Source organism: Streptomyces sp. NPDC046915 (genome assembly GCF_040644935.1).
GTDB lineage: Bacteria > Actinomycetota > Actinomycetes > Streptomycetales > Streptomycetaceae > Streptomyces.
In genome coordinates, this window is sequence record NZ_JBEYXB010000010.1 from 83,018 (window position 1) to 104,050 (window position 21,033).

At 67.7% G+C, this 21,033-nt stretch carries 12 protein-coding genes and 5 pseudogenes; 4 read left to right on the forward strand and 13 right to left on the reverse strand.

The genetic code is table 11. The annotated features are described in order from the left end of the window. Positions 1 to 223 precede the first annotated feature (223 nt). The 7 genes and pseudogenes from ABZ915_RS25750 to ABZ915_RS25780 form a co-directional block, all read right to left on the reverse strand. A pseudogene (locus ABZ915_RS25750) lies at positions 224 to 376 on the reverse strand (IS5/IS1182 family transposase); the annotation flags it as partial. 29 nt (positions 377 to 405) lie between these two features. Then, entirely contained in the window at positions 406 to 714 is a 309-nt protein-coding gene (locus ABZ915_RS25755; RefSeq protein WP_361807617.1) for a DEAD/DEAH box helicase, read from the reverse strand. A 75-nt stretch (positions 715 to 789) separates the two neighbouring features. After that, positions 790 to 2,763 carry a hypothetical protein gene (locus ABZ915_RS25760; RefSeq protein WP_361807620.1) on the reverse strand — a complete coding sequence of 658 codons (1,974 nt, stop codon included), beginning with the start codon at positions 2,761 to 2,763 and terminating at the stop codon, positions 790 to 792. Next, positions 2,763 to 5,546, reverse strand: a complete 2,784-nt coding sequence (locus ABZ915_RS25765; protein WP_361807622.1) for an ATP-binding protein — start codon at positions 5,544 to 5,546, stop codon at positions 2,763 to 2,765. Before ABZ915_RS25765 ends, ABZ915_RS25760 begins: the two co-directional genes overlap by 1 nt. A 522-nt stretch (positions 5,547 to 6,068) precedes the next feature. Beyond that, positions 6,069 to 6,617: an HNH endonuclease signature motif containing protein gene (locus ABZ915_RS25770; protein WP_361807625.1), complete on the reverse strand. Its 549-nt coding sequence runs from the start codon at positions 6,615 to 6,617 to the stop codon at positions 6,069 to 6,071. A 749-nt stretch (positions 6,618 to 7,366) separates the two neighbouring features. Next, positions 7,367 to 7,888, reverse strand: coding sequence for a divalent metal cation transporter (locus ABZ915_RS25775; protein WP_361807628.1), 522 nt, complete (start codon positions 7,886 to 7,888; stop codon positions 7,367 to 7,369). A gap of 178 nt (positions 7,889 to 8,066) precedes the next feature. Next, positions 8,067 to 9,455 carry an HNH endonuclease signature motif containing protein gene (locus tag ABZ915_RS25780; protein WP_361807631.1) on the reverse strand — a complete coding sequence of 463 codons (1,389 nt, stop codon included), beginning with the start codon at positions 9,453 to 9,455 and terminating at the stop codon, positions 8,067 to 8,069. Between the two features lie 532 nt (positions 9,456 to 9,987). On the opposite strand from ABZ915_RS25780, the pseudogene ABZ915_RS25785 reads away from it, so the two are divergent. Further along, positions 9,988 to 10,185 (forward strand): annotated as a pseudogene (locus ABZ915_RS25785) (integrase); the annotation flags it as partial. 100 nt (positions 10,186 to 10,285) lie between these two features. On the opposite strand, the gene ABZ915_RS25790 reads toward ABZ915_RS25785, so the two are convergent. The 4 genes and pseudogenes from ABZ915_RS25790 to ABZ915_RS25805 all read right to left on the reverse strand — a co-directional run bounded on the left by ABZ915_RS25790 (position 10,286) and on the right by ABZ915_RS25805 (position 13,064). Further along, entirely contained in the window at positions 10,286 to 11,305 is a 1,020-nt protein-coding gene (locus ABZ915_RS25790) for a hypothetical protein (protein ID WP_361807633.1), read from the reverse strand. A 53-nt stretch (positions 11,306 to 11,358) separates the two neighbouring features. Continuing rightward, a complete protein-coding gene (locus ABZ915_RS25795) occupies positions 11,359 to 12,171 on the reverse strand; it encodes a hypothetical protein (protein WP_361807636.1) in 813 nt (270 codons plus the stop codon). 124 nt (positions 12,172 to 12,295) lie between these two features. Next, a pseudogene (locus tag ABZ915_RS25800) lies at positions 12,296 to 12,488 on the reverse strand (thioredoxin-disulfide reductase); the annotation flags it as partial. A gap of 192 nt (positions 12,489 to 12,680) precedes the next feature. Next, complete coding sequence (locus tag ABZ915_RS25805; protein WP_361807639.1) at positions 12,681 to 13,064, reverse strand: hypothetical protein; 384 nt, start codon at positions 13,062 to 13,064, stop codon at positions 12,681 to 12,683. An 83-nt stretch (positions 13,065 to 13,147) separates the two neighbouring features. Between ABZ915_RS25805 and ABZ915_RS25810 the strand changes: the two are divergent. Both ABZ915_RS25810 and ABZ915_RS25815 read left to right on the forward strand, forming a co-directional pair. Next, positions 13,148 to 13,348: pseudogene (locus tag ABZ915_RS25810) on the forward strand (DUF3618 domain-containing protein); the annotation flags it as partial. A gap of 185 nt (positions 13,349 to 13,533) precedes the next feature. Beyond that, a complete protein-coding gene (locus ABZ915_RS25815; RefSeq protein WP_361807642.1) occupies positions 13,534 to 17,244 on the forward strand; it encodes an AAA family ATPase in 3,711 nt (1,236 codons plus the stop codon). Positions 17,245 to 17,322: 78 nt separating this feature from the next. Here ABZ915_RS25815 and ABZ915_RS25820 read toward each other — a convergent pair whose 3' ends face one another. Next, positions 17,323 to 17,634, reverse strand: a complete 312-nt coding sequence (locus tag ABZ915_RS25820) for a hypothetical protein (protein ID WP_361807645.1) — start codon at positions 17,632 to 17,634, stop codon at positions 17,323 to 17,325. Next, positions 17,620 to 17,673 (reverse strand): annotated as a pseudogene (locus ABZ915_RS25825) (WD40 repeat domain-containing protein); the annotation flags it as partial. The pseudogene ABZ915_RS25825 and the gene ABZ915_RS25820, both read right to left, overlap by 15 nt. Before the next feature lie 315 nt (positions 17,674 to 17,988). Here ABZ915_RS25825 and ABZ915_RS25830 point away from each other — a divergent pair. Beyond that, positions 17,989 to 20,637, forward strand: a complete 2,649-nt coding sequence (locus tag ABZ915_RS25830) for a hypothetical protein (RefSeq protein WP_361807648.1) — start codon at positions 17,989 to 17,991, stop codon at positions 20,635 to 20,637. The last annotated feature ends 396 nt before the right edge of the window (positions 20,638 to 21,033 follow it).

Genomic DNA, 21,033 nt, shown 5'->3' on the forward strand with positions numbered 1-21,033 from the left:
GGCCTCGGGGCCCGACCTGAAGAGACTGAGCTTCCCCCGAGACGCGGAGGATGGTGACAGAAGGTCAGAGGTTCCTCATGATAGGGACATCGGCAAACTGAAGCTTCCCCTTGATCGTGGACACCTGGAGACTGGGACCGAGGTTCCAGAAGAAGTAGCACCAGGTGGGAAACAAGTACACTCTCGCGGCATAACCAACGAGTGTCCAAGAGCACGGGGAAATTTCATCCAGCGGCAGGCTCCAAGGCCGGCCCTTGCGGACCGGATCCGCTCCCTCAGGCCGGAGTGCAGTGATTAGCTTGCCGAACTGGCGCGGGCTCAGCCCGGTGAACGGGGCTATCCAGGAGGGCTCCGGCGCCGCGATCACACCAGACACGGCAAGATCATCTCACCTGTGACCAGCAGTTACGGGACCCCCCTTAGGCCGGGGTTGGCAATCCACTCCCATACCACGGCCGCCGTCTGCTCGACCAACGACCGCAGCGGCAGAACCAACACCAACCACCGAGCCTCGCTGGCGCGCACTGCGGCCTCGGGATGCTCCAGGCGGCGGCACAACCACGGCAATACCCCAGCCGCTGTCTTACCCGCCCCCGTGGGAACCCGCAGCAACTCCGGCAAGCCCTCTGCCGCAAGCCGCTCCTGGTAGGGATACGGCCTCGCATCCACATCGTTCATCGCAGCACGGAACAACTCCACGAACGTGCGCTTCACGCGCACCCCTCCCCAAACACAGTGCAGTTGGCAGTTAGGCCGCACATTGACATATTTACTGACAAGTCAGCGGTGTCAGTCCTTGCCGGGCCACTCGTACATGGTTGATTCCACTGATAGTTCCCGTACGCCCTTGAGGCGGACGTCCGTTGGTGGTTCGACTTCGAAGCGGTGCACGGGGTCGTTCACCAGGCGGAGGGTCGGCTTGCCGGCGCCCTTCTCCAAATGTGAAGCGATCACGAGCGTGTAGTTTTCACGCTCGGTCCAGGCCCGTACGAACTCCGAACGCGTAAGGGACAGCTCACCCGGGACGGCACGTCCGTGGGCCTTGATCTCGTAGTAGCGTCCGGTCGAGTCATATGCGTCGGCGCCCACGCCTGGCGCACCCCGCTGGTCCTCCAGCTCGACACCCCGCTCTTGCAGGATCCTACGGAGCGCCTGGATGACGAGCTCCTCTTTGTCGTGGTCTTCGTAGCCGAGGGGTGAAGCTTTGCTGTTGGGCGGGGCGCCTCCGGGCCTGGGCTGGGGGAGTGGGGTGCCGTGTTGGCGGTGTGCAGGTCTCCCCGCCCCCGGTGTCCGGGCAGGGCTACTGCCCGGTGTGGACGGCACTCCAGTGCGGGTGACCTTGCCGGGCAGCACGTCGAAGATGACCACGTCCACTAGGGGGCGCGCGACCGGTGTGCGCTGCGGGCCGGACTGGTTGCCAGGCTCGGGGTTTCCGGGCGCGGGCGCTGAACCGGTGCGTGGCGGCGGGATGAAGCCGATCGGGCCAGCGGGGACAGCAGGGCTGGTGCTGGTGCCCCGCTGGGGGGTGGTCTTTACGTTCGGCGTCGGCGTGGTGGGAGCTACGGGGGCCAGCTGTGCACGCTGGCGTAGCTCTTCGGCGAGCCGTTGCCGTTCCTCGCGGTCTCGCTGCGCTGCTGATGTGAGCGCCGTCCCGGCCTCCGCCTGCACCAGGTGTTCTTCCCAAACGTCCCGCCATGTGTGGCCCACGCGCGACCGTGCTTCATCGAAGTGCGCGGCGATCGCCGCTCCCCCTCCCGACTTGGTGGTCAGTGCCGCGTGCGAGTCCAGGAACAGCGTGTTGCGGCCGCGGTCGATCTGGGCGTCGACGGGGAGCGTGATGGGCTCGTGGGCAGGGCCCGGATCGATGCGGATCCGCAGACCAGGGAGCAGCCGCACTTCCAAGCCCGCTAGCCAGGCCCAGCTGGTGAAAGCCTCTGCCGTTTCGGGCTCGTCGCGCACCAGAAGGTCCTGGAGCGCGGCGACTCCCCGCCGGAAGTCCTCAGTGAGGCTCGCCTCGACCGGCTGGTCCAGGAGTGCGCCCTCGGCCGCGTTCACATCTCCGGTCTCATACGTGACCTGGGCACCCGCGACGTCCAGGGGCATGACGCGCAGGCGTCCGAACAGTGCCGTGAACTGTTGCACGTTTCCTGCGGGCCTCCACAGCGGCAGGCGGCCCGTCAGGGCTCGCTCGACCCGGGCATCGGCCACGGCGAACACCGGTCGGCCCGTGCCTTTGACCCAGCCGGCCGTGGTCCACAGCGGCAGGTTGCGCAACCTGCTCTGCAGCCCCGGCGGCATGGGCTTGTCGTCGGTGGAGATCATGTCTCGCAGGCGGCGCAGAGCCTCGAGCATGACCTGTTCACGCTCGGTGTCGGGGGCGGCACCGGTCGCGGGCATCTCCTTCAGCACGTCGATGAGGTCGTCGAGCCCGGGTACGGGGATACCCAGCGCCTGCCACAGAGGGTCGATGTCCGCCCCGGTTAGGGTGAAGGGACGGAAGCCGCGCAGGATCGCAGGTCCCCGGAAGCACTCACCGGACCTCGACCAGCCCCGGTCGGTCAGGACGAGATCCTCGTACAAGAACGCGTTGCGGATCTCCTTCTCGACCGCGGTCTGGGAGGCGTCCGCCGAGCGGTGCGTCAAATGCCGGGCCAGGGATTGGTAGACCAGCAGCGCCTCAGCTCTCAAGCTGTCTGGCACATCGGCCTCGGCCTCAGTGTCGGCGTCGTCGCAGCGGTCGCGGAGTTCCCGCAGCCGTTCCATCAGGCGTGGGACGTCGGGATCGCCAGAGACACCGAGTGCGGTGAGGACCTCCGTGCGGGTGGCCAGCGCCTGGTGGATCGCCGGGTGCAGGTAGCCGGGATCCTCCGACCCGTACAGGGCTTGCGTGTCCCGTGTCCGCAAGGTGAGGCGGGCCGGCGGCTTGAGCCGGCCGTTGCTGTCCTCCAGCCAGGCGGTCTCCCGGAGCCGCCACACCCAGAGGGCCGCCGTCTCACCCCTGAGGTTCCACTTGTAGTGGCCCCGGGCCATGGGGACGACGGCTCCCGGAGCCGCCACACCCAGAGGGCCGCCGTCTCACCCCTGAGGTTCCACTTGTAGTGGCCCCGGGCCATGGGGACGACGGCCTGGTCCGTACCGGTCAGCGGTGCGGTGAGGGTGCGCAGCAGTGCGGCTGTGCGGCGGCGTCGCTCGTCCACGTCCTTCTCGACGACGATGTTCTCGACCACGGCGAAGAGGTCGTCACTGGTCAGGTCGTCCAGAGTGTGGTCGGCTCCCTTGCCCACCATCTCCGACCGCCGGCCCGTGACGGACCACCTGCAGTTCCGCGCGAGGCCGAGACGGGAATCTCCCGGGTACGTCTTGGTGTCCCACGGGTTGTACAGCTCGCGCACCGGAGTGAGCTGTGGAACGCTCGCCACGCCCAGGAGCCGGAGGAAGGCCGTTCCGCTCAGACCGCCTGCCCGGGCGGCGGGGAGCAGTGATCGCGCGTAGGAGCGGCGTACCCAGATGAGACCGGGCGTCCTGCGTGCCGCGACCTCGAACCGATCCCCGTCGGCGCTTTCCAGCGCCTGGGGGAGATAGGCGGCGCCGGGTTGCACACGGCGGGCGTGTTCGGTCCCGTCCTTGTCGTAGGCGAAGCCATTCAGCACAACGGCCCGTCCAATGCCTGGACCGAGCCGGTCGCGCTGCTTCTTGGGCAGCTCGCCGAGCGCCTGCTGCAGGGCGACGAGCCGGGCGGCCTCCGTCGCCTCGTCGCCGTCGGCAAGTCGTCTCCCTGCTTGTCCGAGCCGGGAGACGATCCGCAGTGCGGCTGCCGTGTCATCGCGGCGCACCAGACAGTCCCGCCGACGCAGCCAGGTGGTGACGGTCTTCGCCCAGACGTTGTCCTCCGCGTAGGCGGGATGCAGGTCCAGAACCACGCCCAGCACGTCCAAGGGGCCGCTGGCCCCGCCGGACGCGTCCGCGAACGCGTTCTCCGCGAGCTGTGGCCGAAGGCGGCGCCCGTCGGCGGTGACCAGGCACGTCCGGCCGGCCAGCGCGTACTCGTGCCCCGCCTCGAGGGCGACCGCGGCAAGCCGCACGAACCGCGTGACGTTCTGCCACGCGTTGTCGGAGAACAACGCGAGGGCGTCCATGACCCGCACCTCCGCGCGCAGGGACGCGGCACCCGCCACACGCCAGTCCGCGAGGATGCTCCGCCAGCGGCCGCCGCTGTCACGGACGGCGGTGGGCAAGGCGTACCGGGCTTCGCCCAGCCGTGCGATGTCGGGGTCGTCGAGGACGCCCGACAGTGCGGCCTCCTCAACCGCGAAATCGGACAGCGGGACTGCGGGACCACCCTTCGCGACCGGCAGGGCCAGCTCGGCAGCGAGTGACCGCCGGGCGTGCGCGAGCAGCTCGGTGCGGATCCGGTCCTGGAGCTGGTGCGCGGGTGCGGGGCCCGCCGGGCGGGGAAGCGGAACGAGGTGCCACGCTGTGGGATCCACCTTCTCCAGGACGTCGCGTACGGCGGCTTCCCAGAGGTCGGCGATCACGGGGACGAGCTGTGCGTTGAGGCGGCTGTCGGCAAACCCCTCGCGGCTGGCGACGGGGTCGAACTGGGTGTGGACGCGGGCCGCCACGTCCAACGGGGCGACGGGCAGGCTGGCATGGACGCTGCCGGTCACCTCGCCCTCCAGGGGGAGCGCGATGCCCACGGGCACGACCGGGCCCAGTGCCTTGTGGCTCCGTTTCCATTCCGGGTGCGGTTCCACTTGCGCCGTGTACACACGCCACACCGCCCCGTCGGTCGTCCGGGCGTGCCGCACTCTCACGTCATGCTCGATGCCCTGGACCACCAGCCGATGCCGTGCCACGTCAGCCCAGGCCAAGGACAGTCCGGCGCTGTGCCCGCCGGCCGTCACCTCCAGAGCGCGGAGATGGCGCAGGAAGAGCAGGGAAGCGTCGTTCCAGTCGTCGAACCATGCGAGGAGCTGGGACGCGGTCAGTTTTCCGGGGGCCAGCGGGATACGGAAGGCGGTCCACTCAGGTCCGGAGATCTCGTCGGGGAGTTTGGGCGGTGGCGTGGGCTCGAGTTCGGTCCCGGAGAAGCGCACGTGGAATGGGTGGCAGTGCACCTCCCACACAGTGGAGAGGGCCCTCAGTGTGGACAGTCCGATGCCGAACCGGCCGGTGGCCGCGGCGTCAGCGGTCTTGCCGGTGAGCCAGGGCATGCCGAGCGGGAGCACATCGGCCAGACACAGGCCGGCTCCGTCGTGGGCGACCAGCATGTCGTCGGGCCGAAGCAGGATGCGCAACTGTCCGGCTCCCGCGTCATCGGAGTTCTGGACGAGCTCGGAGAGGACCTGCAGGCGGTCCGTCGAGAGTGTCTCGGCGCCGTGCAACGCGCCCTCGGCCATCCTGCGGTGGACCCCACGACCGCTACGCAGTCCCTGGTCGAAGAGCCGGACGGCACGCGCCGCTTCCTCCGGCGTCGACACCTCCACTTCCACAGATGCGTCCGGATTCTCCAGAAGCGTGCGCACAGCCGTCGTGAGAGCGTCCACGTCGATATCCCTCCCCGTTGGTGCCTAGTGACACCGACAAGGCTGAGGCTGGGAACGGTTTCCCGATGACTGGGTGGGCATAATCCAGCCATATGCGCGCATAGTTACAGCGAGGGCTGTGGTTTGGCTGTCCGCTGTCGGCACTGCGGGTACAGGAAGTGGGGCGGATGACAAGTGGCTCCGACAGCATCGGGAACGCGGCGAAAACTGATCCCGGCCGCCCCTCGATTGTCAGACCGTCCTGTTAGAGCGCCTCGGTCCATGAAAACGCCCGCCTTGGTCAAACGACTCGCCGTCCGCTGGGAACGACGCCTCGACCTCCACGACGCCTTCATCTCGCTGGGCCGCACTCATCTGCTGGCGACGCCTCAGGAAAGCCACCAGATGGCCGCGTTACGAGCTCCTAGCAGTAACCGTCCACCCTGGCGTGAGCTGGAGCAAGGTCAGCTTCTCAGGGAGGTCCGCTACGGCCATGACGTCGAAGTAGGCGTCGTCGGCGGGCGGGAACGTTCAAGGCGGAAATCATTCGTCGCTCGTCGGCGGGTCAAGCGGCTGCGCGTCTGCCCAGCGCATCACGAACTCCGCGCCGGCTTGAGTGAACTGGTAGACCTCCACCATGGGAGGCGTGCCCGTGCCGTTCCAGGGGACCTTTACCAAGTAGCCGTCCCGGATCAGGTACCAGATGGACAGCCCGGACCCGTGGGCCAGCATGATGTTGGGGAACTTGACCCGTCCTTGGCGGATACCGCTGGCTCGGAGGGGTTCCGCGAAAGCCTCGATCAGGCGTCGCTCGAGTTCGCCGTAGCGGCTGTTCAGTACGGCCAGGTTGACCTTGTACTGGCGGAGTGACTTGCGGTCGATCTGGTCGGGACCGTTACCCTTGCGGCGGTGGCAGTTCGGGCAGAGCGCGATCAAGTTCTCAAACTTGTGCTCCTGCACTTTGGCCCAGTCGTCAATGTGCTCGATGTCGACAGGGTGCGCTCGGCAGGTGGGTACGGCGCAGCGGTGGCCGGCTTCGATGAGCACTGCTCGCCGCAGCTCGGCCGGTATGGCGGGTCGTCCTTCTGGCATGGCGTGAGCGTAGACCGTCTCGTTCCCGCTTGGTGGACAGCCGCTGCGTTCCTGGGCCCTGAAGTGCACCGCAAGATCGTGTTACGGGCTTTATGTGGTGCCGCGAGGGAATTGCCGCGCCGGTCCGCGAGCGGTTCGGAACTTGCTCCCCCCATAGCAGTGAGGAAGAGGTTGACCCTCTGCTACCCCCGAGCAGGACCAACGCCGCCGACTCTCGAGATGCCTGATGAGACGTCAGGTAAGTCAGCATCCACTCAGCATCGGTCCCTGCGGTTCCTCGTGCATGCGCCTGGTCGGTGGCTTCGCGGCAGACGACACGGCCCTGCGGCGAGACCGGGCGGGTTCTGTCGTGTGGTGGTTGATGCGCTGCGCCCTGCTCCGGCGGGCCCAGTGGTATTCCGACTGCCCGTGCATGTGTGATGACGTGGTCAGCGTTGGTTTTGAATTTGTGACGCACGCAGGACTTGGCCGTACGGGGTGCCGCGCTCTGTCCCTTGTGCTCTGTCCGTCGCTGGTTTCCTCACGCCGTGCAGGGCCGACGCTCATGCGCTCGGGGACCCCGCCAGTCGGCGACAGCGAAGCCATGCCGTCAGCCATTCAGATCGCGGGCCCTCGTTGTCAGGGGACCGGCTGGGGATCGAGGGGGATCAGTGCGACGAGAGTGGCCGTCCAGGAGTTCAGGGCAGCACCTACCAGGCAGGGGCCGTACTTCTACACGACCGGGCCTTCTTCTCAGACGGGGACAGGGGTCAGCCGAGGCCGAACCAACCGAGGATGGTCTGGACGAGCAGGATGGTGGACATGCCCGCGACGCCGACGACCACGACGGTCGCGCCGATCCGGTAGCGGGGGCCGTTGGCCGCCGCGCCGAGCACGGAGCGGCGGTTGGTGAGGACCAGGAGGTAGACCAGCACGATGGGGCTGATCAGGCCCTGGAGGACCTGGGTGCCGATGAGCAGCTGGATGACGTTCACCGGAGTCATGGCGACCACCGCGCCGAGCACGATCTGGGCGGTGAACAGGCCCAGGAACAGCGGTGCGTCGCGGAAGCTGCGGGACGCGGAGCGTTCCACGCCGGCGGCCTCGCCGACGGCGTAGCTGGCGGAGAGCGGGACGACGGCACCGGCGAGCGCCGAGGCACCGATCAGGCCCACGGCGAAGAGGAGTTCGGCGTTCTGACCGGCAACCGGTTTGAGAGCCTCGGCGGCCTGGGCGGCTGAGTCCAGCGGGCCGGTGCCGCCGATCGCGGCGGCGGTGGCGATGATGATCACCGACGCGACTCGCAAAAGGCGTGGCCCAGCCGCGTCCGAGGCCGTTCGTGCCGTGGTCGATGAAGAACTGCCGGTAAGCCTGACCACAAAGCTGGCCGTCAATGCCGGTCGCGATTGGACGAAGAGTCAACGCAGTGTCAGCCCGTCCAGGCCAGATTGAGCGCCGGTTCGGACGGTTTCATCGGGCTGCGGCGAGCAGTTCCTGGTGCCTGGCGAGGGCCGTAGCGCGAAGGAGAGCACGGAACTCGTCGGTTACCGTCCCACGGGTCTTCAGGGCATGGCAGTTCGGGCACAGAGCGATCATGGCGTTGGGAAGGTCCGCGCCTCCCTTGGCGTGATCGTCTATGTGATCCACTTCCAACAGGTAGGAGCCATTGCGGCTGAGTGCCGAGGTGTAGCGGGGATCAGGGCAGCGGGGGTTCTCGCAGGCCCCTTGGCTGCGCTCGAGCACCGCATGGCGGGATGCGGCGATGCGGCTCAGCCGCTGACCACCTTGGGGGCGGGGACGGTGGCTCTTGCCGTCCTGCACGGCGCGCTCCGCGCGGGCATTCAGCTCCGCGTAGCGCTGAGCCGGATCTGCCATGCGGCGCAGCAGGGCAACGGTCATCCGGCAGCGGTCGAGTGCATCGGCGGCCGGTTCCTCGGCCGGCAGTGCGAAGTGACCGGCGGCCGCATCCCAGTCGCCGTCGAACTCGCCCTGGCGCAGACGCGCGCACTCCCAGCGGCTGCGGTTCAACTTCTTGAGCGTGGTCGCCGTGTCCGGCCACAGGGCACCGTAGGGGAGGCCGTCGCGCAGCCAGGCGTACTCCAGCCCCGCGTAGATCGCGGCGTACTGGAGATTGCGTCCGTAGGTGACGACGCGCTTGCCCTGAAGTCTGCGCAGCAGGGCGTCAGCTACCTCGCGGAAACGGGGGGCGGCTTCGAGTTCCGCAGGGTCGGCGTCCCCGAGTCGAAGCTGCTGCAGGTATGTCGTTTCCCATTCGGGGTTGATGAATTGATGCCATCTCTTGTGGCCATCGGCCGAGGTGAGTGCAATCTCGAAGGGCACGGCCCGTTCCAGGGGCGGGGTGGACGGAGCAGGGGACCCGATGGCGCTGACGGTCAGAATGACCGTGTCCGGGTCGTCCAGGACGTCCTGTGCCCAACGGATCACAGCATGGCGGACGGCTTGGGCCTCGTCGGCATCGGGTGGCGCCGAGAAGGGGACAGCTTGATCCGCGCGGTAGACAGGCGACGCCGGATATACGGTCTCTTCCCATTCCGGCGTCGTGCGCCCGGTGCTCGTGGGTGCCCCGGGGACGGCAACCAGCTGCGGAGGCCCGAGTACGTAGGCGTCGGGACGGAACAAGTTCGACGCGCGCAGCCCTGCGGCCTTGAGTTGGCCGGCGGACTTCAACCCTTTCGGCAACCGCGGGTAGCGCTGGAGCAGCTTCCTCAAGACGTCATCCGGCTGTGCGTCCGGGTTATGGACGTATACCGGCGCGCCGAACCCGGCGGGGGTGGCACCGCACACCACATGTTGCTCACCCACGGGGCTGAACGGGACGGCATCGAACTCTACGAACATGTGAAGCTGTTGACTCCGTGGCGACGGACGAGGACCTGGAGTGAATCTAACCCGACCGGCTCGTGGCCTGAGCTGTTGCGGCCCGGGCGCTTGGCTGAACCTAGCGGGGAGACCTCCCTCGACGCCCTGAGCAGAGCCGCGCAGAACGATCCGGTTTTTACCTTCCATGTCGTCACAAACGAGGCAGAAGCAATCGTAAGCCCTGGCCGGTACGGCACCCAAGGTGTCACACAGGGGCTGATCTACGCATTCGCCCGCCATGCCGTCGGCCTGCCAGGGCACAGCTCACTCCATTTGAGGTTCGCGCTGTGGGACGAAGCGGCTGCGGTCATCGAGAGTCGGGCGCCTCGGGTCCACGACAGCGACGACCCTTACCACGCCCCCGACCGGGACACTGGCACGGCGGCGCACGGCGATCTGGGCGGTGCCTTCGGCCGCGGCACTGGCGGGAGTGGCCCACGCGGGACGCGAGGCCAAGCAGCGGTCGATGATTGCCGCGCGGGCTCTCGTCTCAGTGCGCCCGGAGGCTCGTCTGATCCCGTCCCTCGACTATGTGAAGAAGGCGCTGACTGTCGCGGATCACATCCTCGCGCTTGAGATCGTCATGATGATGAGCTGCGGCCTGCGAAACGGGGAAGCCCGCGCGTTGAACGTCAACAACGTCGTGGCGGACGACGTCTACCGGGTACACGAGCAGATCCACTCCAACACGCACAAGCAAGCGGAGCTGATAGCTCGTGCCGGACCGTCCGCTCAGGCATCGCGCATGCATGAGGGTACGTGGGGCCGTTTCCCAGGCTCATGTGACTGAGATGTGCCCTCGCGCGCCTCTAGCGCAGCACGTCCACGAGGGTTTCGCACAGGGCCTTGGCATCGTCCAGCGCGCTGCGGCACATGGTTTCAGTCAGTACGAGACGCTGCCCGATCTGCGCGGATGAACCAGGCACCTTGATCAGGTACTTCTCGTCCACGATGCCGTCGTTATGGGTGAAGACGTGCCGCGCGGCCCAGGTTTCGAGGAGGCGTTGCCACGTTTGCGAGCCAAGGGTGGTCCGCAGGTCGGGGAAGCCGGCGGTGACGATCAGGTCGGCCATGTGGTCGAGACGCTGGAAGATGGCCCCCTTGCCGTTGAGGAGGCTGGCCGCGTTCGGCACGGCCGCGCGGAAGAGGGAGGAAGCCAAGGCTTCCACTACTCCGACCACGTTCTCTACGGTGTCGACCCAGTTGCGCGTGAACACTCCCTGTTCCCTGAGCAGTGCCTTCGCGTCCGTGGGCAGGGCTTCCAACGCGTCCAGGCGGGCGGTATCGGCCTGGAGGGCGTCGAAGGCGACCGATGCGGCCGGCAGCTGACCGCACACGGGGCAGTATCGGTGTTCCCCGAAGACCGCGTAGTTGTTCTGGCATCCCGCGCAGGTGCGGACACGGACGAGTTGCTCCTCGTCGATGCCCGGCAGCGGGCGGGGGTAGAAGGGCTGCGACCTGTAGGAGAAGGAGATGCTGCCGCCGCGCGATGTGCGTGCCAGGCCACCGAACATTTTGTCCAACTCCTGACTGACCATCTGCATGGCGAAGTCACCTGCGGCGCGCATGATGCGATCGCGCTGCTGCTCGGTCATGAACTCCGAGTGCTCCGCGTGGTGTCCGCAGTAGACGCACCAGAGGGCGAGGCTGTCGGGTAGCGCCTCGTACTGCTGAACGTCCATGCGGAAGACCAGCGAACACTCCGGGCACTGGCGGCCGAAGAACCCGTTGTCATCGGAAGGAACGCTGACCCGCATCTCGAACGAGTCGCCCTGATGGCCGACGAGTTCCGCACCATCGGCCATTCTGAATCTGCGGTGGTCACGCATGAGCTGATTGTTCCCCTCGGTGCTGACAGTGGGTTCTGTGCGTGCGCCGCTGGTCAGCGGTGACAGGTGATGCGTTCCTTGAAGAGGTCGAAGCCGCGTTGCATCATCGCGACGGTGCGGTCTGTGGCCCAGAACAGTACCTTGGGGGAGCTGGTGATTTGTGCGAGGTTCACGCGCCCCTGGGTGTCCACGATGTTGCGCTCCAGGATGCTGAGGGTGCCGTAGATGTCGCCGTGTGCCAGGGAACTGCAGCTGCTCCATACGACTTCGGCCTCTGCAGAGCCCATGGGAGTCAGAGCTCCCGCTTCCCGCACGATTTCCGAGTACGTCGTGGGCTTGAGGACCCTCTTGGCGTCGGCCGGGTCCGTTCCCGCCTTGATGACGAGGTCGGTCAGCTGCTGCATCCGTACGGCCAGGGGCCGCCTGGGCTGTTGATGGAGCAGCGCGTTCATGCGGTCGGAATTCTTGTTCTCGCCGGCCTGCATGCACAGTCGCCGCTGCACGCGGACGAGGCGCTGGTTGGGCCCGAGCATCCATACGGCGCGGGCGCTGTTCTCGAAAGCGCCTCGCAGCAATGAGTACTGCCCGTGGGTGTGGAGCGTGATCGACACCGAGTTGTCCCGCGGGTCGTCCGCAAACGTGGAGCGGAAGCAGTGGAGGTGGTCGACGGCCACGCCCAGAGCGTTCCAGGCGTTGTGCGACACCTGGTAGGGGTCAGTCTTGGCGTCGTCCCCGGCCAGGGCGCTGCCGGGCTGCACCTGCCACTGCCTGGAGTCGGACTGGGTGAGGCTCTCGTACGGCCTGGCGCTGTCCAGCAGTGCAAGGATCCGTCTGAGGTATTGATCTTCCTCAGTGGTGGTTGTCACGACTTGAGGGTATGGGTGAAAGTCGTACTAGTGCGCGGGATTTACGTATCTCACCTAACCGTCAAGTCGGGATGACCGGGGCGGCTAGATGTACGAGCGAGGCCGCCCTGGGGGCCCGAGTCCGTCAGGACGGTGCGACGGTCAGCGCCTTCTTGGTCCTGCTGTCGGCAAGCTCGGCGAGGTACCGCTCTGCGTCGAGTGCGGCCTGGCAGCCACCGCCAGCGGCCGTGATGCTCTGGCGGTAGGTGTGGTCGACGACATCGGCCGGCGGCGAAGGCACCGGGGATGCTGGTGCGCGTGGAGGGCGAGACGACCTTGCTGTTGGCCGCGGTGCGGTCCGCGTCCCTCCGGCAGGCGGCCCGAACCCCTGAGTCGCAAATTGCAGCGACAGTGGCAGGCAGGTGATCTAATGTTGCCGCTGCCTCACCTGACCTTCGTGGATTGCCATCTGGTTCCATGTGGGATTGCCGATCCCGTCTCAGGTAACGCTGTCCGTCAGTCGAATAGGATCAACGGCGTTTGCCTAGCTCTGGAAGGCCACCCGAAACCACTGCGCGGACGACAAGTTTGTCTCGCTCACTCTTCCAGCGTTCGACCTGCGCGGCCCGCTGGTTCGCGAGTTCCTCGGCACGCTCGGTATGCTGCATCGCTCGCCTGGCGCGCAGTTCCTCCAACGCATCGCGCTCAGCCTGCTCGTGCGCCAGCCGCTTCGCTCGCTGCTCCGGGGCCTCAACTCTGCGATTGCGGAACCGTCGACGCCACGAACGGGCTTCCTTCAGGGCCTTCTGCTCGGCTTCGCCGTCTCCTGCTTGACGAGCCGCTATGGCACGCCCCAAGGCATCGCGGTACAGCACCTGGAAGTGGTTGTAGTCATCTCTGCTGATCGTCGCCATTGGTCTCCCGCCCCCAGATCTGCGTTGTCCCCCGACCTCTACGGTGGGTCACGCCGGTTGTCGAGCGTAGTTGAAATGCCGGCGTGACGCCTGACCGACAACTAACCCCCGCGGATCAAGTCGAACTTGTACACGTCGAGCCCACCGCCACCAGCCCCGAGGCACTGCGCGAGCAGGTCGAACGGAGCCGCGCCAAGCTCGGGGAGACGGTCGAGGCCCTCGCCGCGGAGACCGCCGTCAAAGCACGCACCCAGGAGAAGGCCGCCAAGCAAGCCGCTGCGGAAGGTATCGTCAAACAGATTCAGGGGGTGGGCCATTGAGGCATCTGACCATTCGTGTGGCTTGGCACGACACCGCGTGGGACGGGAGGGTCTGCGCTGCGCCGAGTCGTAATGGCTACTGCACCGACCTGCAGCGGATCCGGGTCGAGCGAGACGACGCCGCTGAGGATGCGCACGCCGGGAGGGACGTGTCCACTCTGTCGGCGGAGGCGATGCCCCCGTGTCAGGCAGAGTCCGGCCTCTTCATGAACCCGCGGCCATGGACCCGGTACATCGACCATCCGTACACCACCGTGGAGCAGGCCAAGGGCACACACGGCGCGCTCCGGACGGCCAAGGTGCTTGTGCCGCCGTTCTCGACGTTCGCCACGCCGTTCTCGTGGATGTTGAAGGAGCGGCAGAGCCGCATCGATGAGCGTCTGCCGGAAGGCTTGCTGCCGCCGGAGGGCCACGCGCCCTTTCCCACACCCTGGGTTTTCTCCGGTCCGCGTCAGCAGGCGCTGCTCGATCATGTCTTCGGTCAGGTCACGCGTGGCAGGTCACTCGCGTTGTTCTATACGAAGTCCGGCCATCCCCTCGGTGACCACATCCCTCGACTGGTAGTTGGCGTGGGTAGGGTGACAGACGTCGGTCGCCTGCTGCCGTTCCCGCAACGCGGAGTTGACGGTCGGCTTGTCGACAGCCCTTACCCGGCCTGGGACAGGCTGGTCAGTCACTCCATCCGTCCCCAAGGCGAAGAGGGCCTGCTGCTGCCCTACCATGCCTACCTGGCTTCGACGGGTGATCCGGCCGAGGACGCCCGGCGACGTGCTCTGCTCTCCGAAGTCGCCGTGGGGGTCGACAACGCGCATGTCAACGCCTTCTCGTACGGCGCCGAGCTGGCAGGTCCGGATGTCGCGCTCGCCACGCTTGTTCGCTGCCAGGAAGCGGTCCGGGCGATCCGCGCCCATGGCATCGCGCCGGGCCCATGGGAGGCACGCGAGGACTGGCTGAACGAGCGCATCGCCGAGGCGTGGACCGATCGAGGCGTTTTCCCGGGCGCCGGCGCGGCGCTGGAAGCGTTGGGTCTGCGGCTGGGAAGCAGCCTGGTACGGGAGCTTCGGGCCTCGGGGACGCTGGCATCGGACGAGAACCCGTGGCCACTGCTCGGGGCGCTCCTCGAGGGCCGCGCAAAGCCCCCCAGCCCGGCCTACGACGCGCCACTCCGCAACGCCAGAGGCACATGGCGCCATGTGGCATCAAACCCGGCCAAGCGGGACCTCCTTCATCTTCTGTCCCGATTCGACCTTACGCTGGAGGCCGCTGCTCGCTGGTTCAGGGCAGAAGAGCGGAACCGAGCGACGCTCACTCCTATCGATGACCCCACTCTCCTGGCCAACCCCTACCGGATCAGCGAGGCAGACCTCGGAGATCAGAACGATCCGCCGGTGCCGCTCAGCACCATCGATCTTGGTGTCTTCCCGGACGACACCATCAGCGTCAAGCACCCGTTGCCGACGTGCACACCGCCCTTCGGTGACACTCTGGACCCACGGCGGGTTCGCGCGGGTCTGGTCGACGTTCTGCGCCGGGCCGCGGAGGACGGCGACACGCTTCTGTCCGCCGACGAAGCGGTCACCCGCCTCGCGGGTCTGCGGGTGGGGCGGCCGCCGGTAGTCCCCGTCCACTGGCTCGAGGGCAACAGGGATGTCCTCGCCGAGGAGGTGCAGGTCCTGGACCTCCTCGCCGATCCAGACGGCGGGGCATCGTTGCCGGCAGTGCAACTGACCAACCGCGGTGAGACCGCGAAGTACTTGGCGAGGGTCCTCGGAAAACGGGCGGGCAAACCTGTGCCCAGCACCGGAGAGGACTGGACTGCGCTGCTCCGGGCTCGGCTTGCGGAGCAAGAGGTCACCGTCGCCGATGGCGACGAGCGGGCTCGGACGGCGTTGGCGGAGCAGGCCGCCGCGCTCGAAAGGATCACGACGCGGCGTCTCGCCGTGCTGGTCGGACGCGCCGGTACGGGTAAGACCACCGTGCTCGGTGCTCTCCAGCGGAGCCGGTACCTGCAATCCGGCGGCATGCTCTTCCTCGCTCCGACCGGCAAGGCCACGGTCCGCCTGGCACAGAAGACCGGCACCAGGGCCTACACAGTGGCGCAGTTCCTTCACCAGCACAACCGGTACGACGGCTTGCGACAGCGGCCGTTGTTCTCCCCGCCGAAGGGTACAGCCGCAGTGCCGACGGCAGGTGTGGCCACCGGGTACGGGACAGTCGTCATCGACGAGTGCTCGATGCTGAGCGAGGACGACTTGCGTGCGTGTCTGGAGGCACTCGATCTGGGTGGCACCAAACGGCTCATTCTGGTGGGGGACCCGAACCAGCTGCCACCCATTGGTCCAGGTCGCCCGTTCGCCGACTTGGTTTCCTACCTTGAGGCGGCCGACGAGACGGTGCGCGCGTGCGAAGAGCGCGGAAGCGACCCTGACCGGACGGTGGCCGCGCGGGCCGGTGCGCTGGCCCGACTGACGGTCGAGCTGCGCACGGCGGCCGGTGCGCCGAGCGCTGCACTGCGGCTTGCCTCTTGGTACACGGCCGAGCAGCAGCGGGTGGACGCCGACGACATCCTGTCCGAGCTTGCGCCGGGGGGCACCGGCCCAGCAGAGTACGGGACCGTCTCGGCACCGGCGGACACAACGGTCGGCGGCGGCGCAGGGGCGGGTAGCGATCTGGTCATCCGGTACTGGAACACGGCCGAGGAGCTGGATGCGGCGGTCTTGAAGACCCTCGTGGACGCCCTCGACCTCAGCGGGCCGCAGGACATCGAAGGATTCAACAAGGCACTCGGCCTGACCTCCGAGGGCTGGGTGCCCTTCGACGACCACAGTGGCGCCCACAAGTTCCAGGTGTTGTCGCCAGTACGTATGGGGCCGCACGGAGTGCACGAACTCAACCGGCTGCTGCAACGGACATTCAGAGGATCGGAACTCGACCGGGCCCGCCGATGGGGTCGCACGCTCGGCCCCGAAGAGATCGTGGACAGGGACAAGGTCATCCTGCTGCAGAACGGCGAACGCACCGGCTACGACCACGGCCGCAACCAGCGCACGCGACCGACTTACCTGGCCAACGGAGAGGTTGGGCTGGTCAGCCCGAGAAGAGGGCAGCGAAGCCTGTCGGTCGCGTTCGCCGACCGTGAGCAGGTGCGGTTCGACTTCAGCTCGAGGGACGTGCCGAGGTCCGGTGGCGGCGCTCTCGAACTCGCCTATGCCCTGACGGTCCACAAAGCACAGGGCAGCGAGTTCGACACAGTGATTGTCGTGGTCCCCGCCACGGGCCGCTTGATGAGCCGGGAATTGCTCTACACGGCGCTGACCCGTGCCAAGACCCGGCTCGTGCTTCTCGTCGAGGGGACCGACACAGCAGGTCTGCTCTCCCTCGCCGCTCCGGACCGCTCGGAGACCGCACGGCGCAACACCAACGTCTTCTCCGACGCGGTCCGCCGAGCCGACCTCGGCGTGCCGTTCGCCGACCACCTCATCCACCGCACGAGCGGCGGACTGTACGTGCGGAGCAAGAGCGAGCTGATCATCGCAAACCTGCTGGAGCACGAAGGGGTCCCCTTCGCGTACGAGCGGAAACTTCCGGGTGAATTCACCGGCGGTTACCGGCTTCCCGATTTCACCTTCACCACTGATGACGGGGACACCATCGTGTGGGAGCACCTCGGGATGCTCGACCGCGACGACTACCGGGCCGGCTGGGAACGGAAGCGGCAGTGGTACGAGGCCAACGGGTTCATCGAGGGGCAGAACCTGTTCACGTCGTCCGAATCCCACGGGCCCCGGGGAGGACTGTCGATGCCCGATCTGCACACGACGCTCGACGGGGTGCGTGCGGCACTGGAGGACGACTACTGACGCGCACGCCGGGCTGTTGGCACAGCGAGTGAGTGGCCCATCCCCGGAAATCAACGTTTTTCCACCCGGCTCCAGTGGTCAGCGTGGGGCCCCTTCATGTCGCTGACGACGGGCGCCAGAAAGAGGCTCGCTTGCTGGCGGCGGAGGGCGGGCAGCGGCACGTGGTGTCCCTGCGAGAGGGCGTGCTCGACTGCCGTAGAGCGGAGTTGGCCACGGTGGCGGTGCCGGTGTGCGAGGCCCACCATGGCCGTTGACGCGCATGGTGTTGTCGTGACCGGCGGTGGCGAGCAGGCCCCCGTCGGGGGAGAAGGCGACCGACCAGACCTGATCGGTGTGCCCGTCGAGCGGTTCGCCGACCGGCAGCCCGGTCGCGGGATCCCACAGCCGCACGGTCCTGTCCCGGCTGGCCGTGGCCAGCAGCCGGCCGGGCCCGGGAGAACGCCGCCGACACGACCGGGCCCGTGTGCACCGGCGGCGCGTAGGCGAGGGCGTATCGGGGTGAAGGCGCTGCCGTGGGCGAGGTCTCCGGTGGACCGCTCACCCCGGTCGCGGCGGCTGCCATCGCGCGTGTGTTCAGCGCCGGCGGCAGCCGTCCGGCCCTGCGCACCCTCATCGGATGATCATCGGCACCACCGCTCCAGCTGTGAACGGCTCCGCGCGGAGCGGGCGCGCGGTGTTCAGGGGCGGGGGACTTCCGAGTGCTTGAGCTTCTGCCCGGACCAGGTTTTTTCGCATGCAGGGCATGTGGTGCTGTCGCTGGACGCGTGTCAGAATTTGTCTCACCCCTTTGTCTCTCGAGATGGTCGTCTCACGTCTTCATCGGAGGATCCCGAGTTGGGGCAGATCGACACCCGCCTCATCCAGACCGCGGTCATCGGAGGCCGTGACTCGGACCAGCCGGTGATTCTTCCTGAACAACCGCATAACTTAGATGAGTTCCTCCGTCAGTTCGGGAGGGACGACTTCTGGTGCGGCACGCTGCTCGGCGGCTGCGGGGAACCGCTGCGTCCCAAACGGTATGTGACGAGGGTCTGTCACTTCGCCCACGAAGCCGACCCCGCCCGCGGGGAGTGCCACCGAACCAGCCACAGCGCGGACGGCGCCGACCACCTGTTCGTCAAAACCCATGTCACTCGCTGGTTGGCCGGACAGGGGTACGCGGCCCAGGGTGAACTGCGCAGCTTCGGGCACTGCCACGGCGATGCCGTGGACTTTCGGCTGCCTCGCACGAGAACGCATCTCCGGTTCGAGCTCCACTCGGAGGACTACCGGAGCTGGCGCAAGGCGGCGGACAGTCTGGGCGCGAAGGAAGGCCGTATCGAGTGGGTGTTCGGCCGGGATGACGCGCTCGCTCGCGACATGATGGCGCGTCGCGGATACGCCCTCCTCGTGCGGTGCGAGACCGAGGCCAATGACCGTCGCGTGTTCATCGGCACCGCGACCGACGGGAAGAAGACGCCCTGGGTTCCGCTGGAGCACTGCCGGATGACCGAGAGTGGCCTCGTCACGCCCGCGCTCGAGGAGCTGCGTGCCGAGGGGGCGATCTGCGACGACGGCATCGGCCGCGAGCCGTTTCCCGGCAGCGTGGCCCTTCCCCGCGGACAGGTCGTGTTCGCGGTGGACACGGAAGCGGCACCCCTGGCCTCGTCGCCGTTGGATGTGCCTGGCAGGCGCCTGATTCCTGGCTTCGTCAAGCCGGCGGGAAGCCGCATCGTCCGGGCCCACCTGTCCCTGCCCGACACCGTGCCGCCTCCCACGGACCAGTACGTCTACCAGCTCGCGGGTTCGGTCCGGCTGCTGGTCACCGACGTCGTCGAGGGAGGCGGCTCCTCGTGGGCGGTCCGCGCCGATGCCCTGGTACGGCTCAACGGCCTGGAGGCGGAGCGCACCGGGTTGTGGCGTCCCAGCGTCGCGCTCGACGAGAAGTACGTTCCGGCGGCCCGCGCCTCCAGTGCTTGTGAGCGGACCCCCCTCACCGAATGCGCGCCCGGCGGGCCCAAGGCGCCGGAGACCGCACAGGGGAAGGCGGCCGACGAGCTCAGGAAGGTGCTGGAGGAAGTCGCGGCGAAGGGTGCCACGATCACGTGGAGCGATCTGGCCAAGAGGCTAGGCAGGTGGGTCCACGACCTGCCGAACACCGGGCGCCAGGAACTGCTGGTCGAGGTGGACAGGCCGCGGGTGCCCGATCACCCGCTGCTGAGCGTCCTTGTCGTCACCCACATGGGCAGGCCCCTTTGGTATCTGGGCCAGGTGCTGAGCCGCCTCGGAGCCGCCGAACCGGCCTCGGAGTTCGCCCTGCAACAGTGGGCGGCGGCCGAGACCAGGAAGACGCACGAGGCGTACGGACACCGGAGGGCACGCGCGTTGGTCGCTCCGCCGTCCGCTGCGAAGCGGCCGGCCGCCGGGGAGCGGGCACCGTTCGGAAGCGACGTGGACCAGGCACACCGAAGACGCGCGGAGATGAGGGAGAAGCTGGAGGAGGCGTCGAGGACCCAGGCCCGGACGAAGGGGACGCGAGCCCAGCGCCTGGCACAGGCGATTCGGCAAGGAGAAGAGCATCTCCGCCGGTACGAAGAAGTCCGCTCCCAGAGGAGGGCCCTCCGTGACTGGCTAGGAGAGGGCGACCGCGTCCTGGACCTCCTCATCGGTCTGATCGGCCGCCCCATTACCGTCACCCCGGCCAGGGCGGAGCGTCGGGCCGTCGCTCCCGACCTGAAACCGGCCAAGGCTCTTGAACCGAAGCCGGTCGAGAAGAAGGATCCGAACCTCAGGAAGATCCGACGCCTGCTCGGTGAACTGGACCGGACCCATGGGCACCGGCCCACCCAGGACCTGCTGCGGCTGCTCGACGAGATCGGGAAACATCGCGATCAGCTCGCCCGACCACTGCCCGCCGCGGAAACCAAGCTCGTCGAGCGGTGGCAGAGCAGGCTGGAGGACCGAAGGTCCGCCGAGCGCTCCGCCCAGGCGGCCGCCGCCTCGCGGAACACATCGGCGCGGACGGGACGCACCGCCGAGCCACCGCAAGACGACCGCCTGCCGGCCGAGAGGATCGAGAAGCTGGCCCCCACGGTCCGCGACATCCTCGAAGAACTGGCCCGCGCCGACGGCACTCCTCTGAGCTGGGGCGACCTCCGGCTTCGGGCGGGTGGGCAGCTCCCGTTCCTGCACCCCGACGACCAGGTCGCGTTGCTTGTCGTGGTGGATCGGGGCACACCGGCTGACGAGCCGCTCCTGTCCACACTGGTCGACAATTCCGTAGCCGCCCCGCACCGGCTCTATCGCCAGGTGCGCCTCGGCCTCGGCCGGGAGCCCGTCCCTGATGCGGAGCTCGAGACTCATCGGGCCGTGGAGGCTCTGCGGTTGCGGCAGATCTGGCGTTACCGGCGGTGAGTGGGTAGCCCTTCCGGCGCCCGCGACGGGGCGAGGGCGAAGCCGTGTGCGTCATGCTTCGACCGGCGTCGTCAGCACCGCCCGGACGGTCTTGCCGCAGGGTGGGCCGTGCACGCGGCCGTGCAGGACGGCGGTGGCGACCAGCTCTCGACTGTCCCTGCGCCTTGGGCATGGCGAAGAGGGGAAATGACGCGGAAGCGCTCGATCGTGTGGTGGGGGAGCGTGCTGGTCGGCTCTCTCCCTTCCCGCTCTCGCACTCGCCTGCGAGCCGGGATCGAATTAACCCCCGAGCAGGCCCGATGTCGCGGACTCTCGACATGTCTGATGAAACGTCAGGTAAGTCAGCATCCACTCAGCATCAGTCCCGTACGGCTCCTCGCGCGTGCGCCCGGTCGG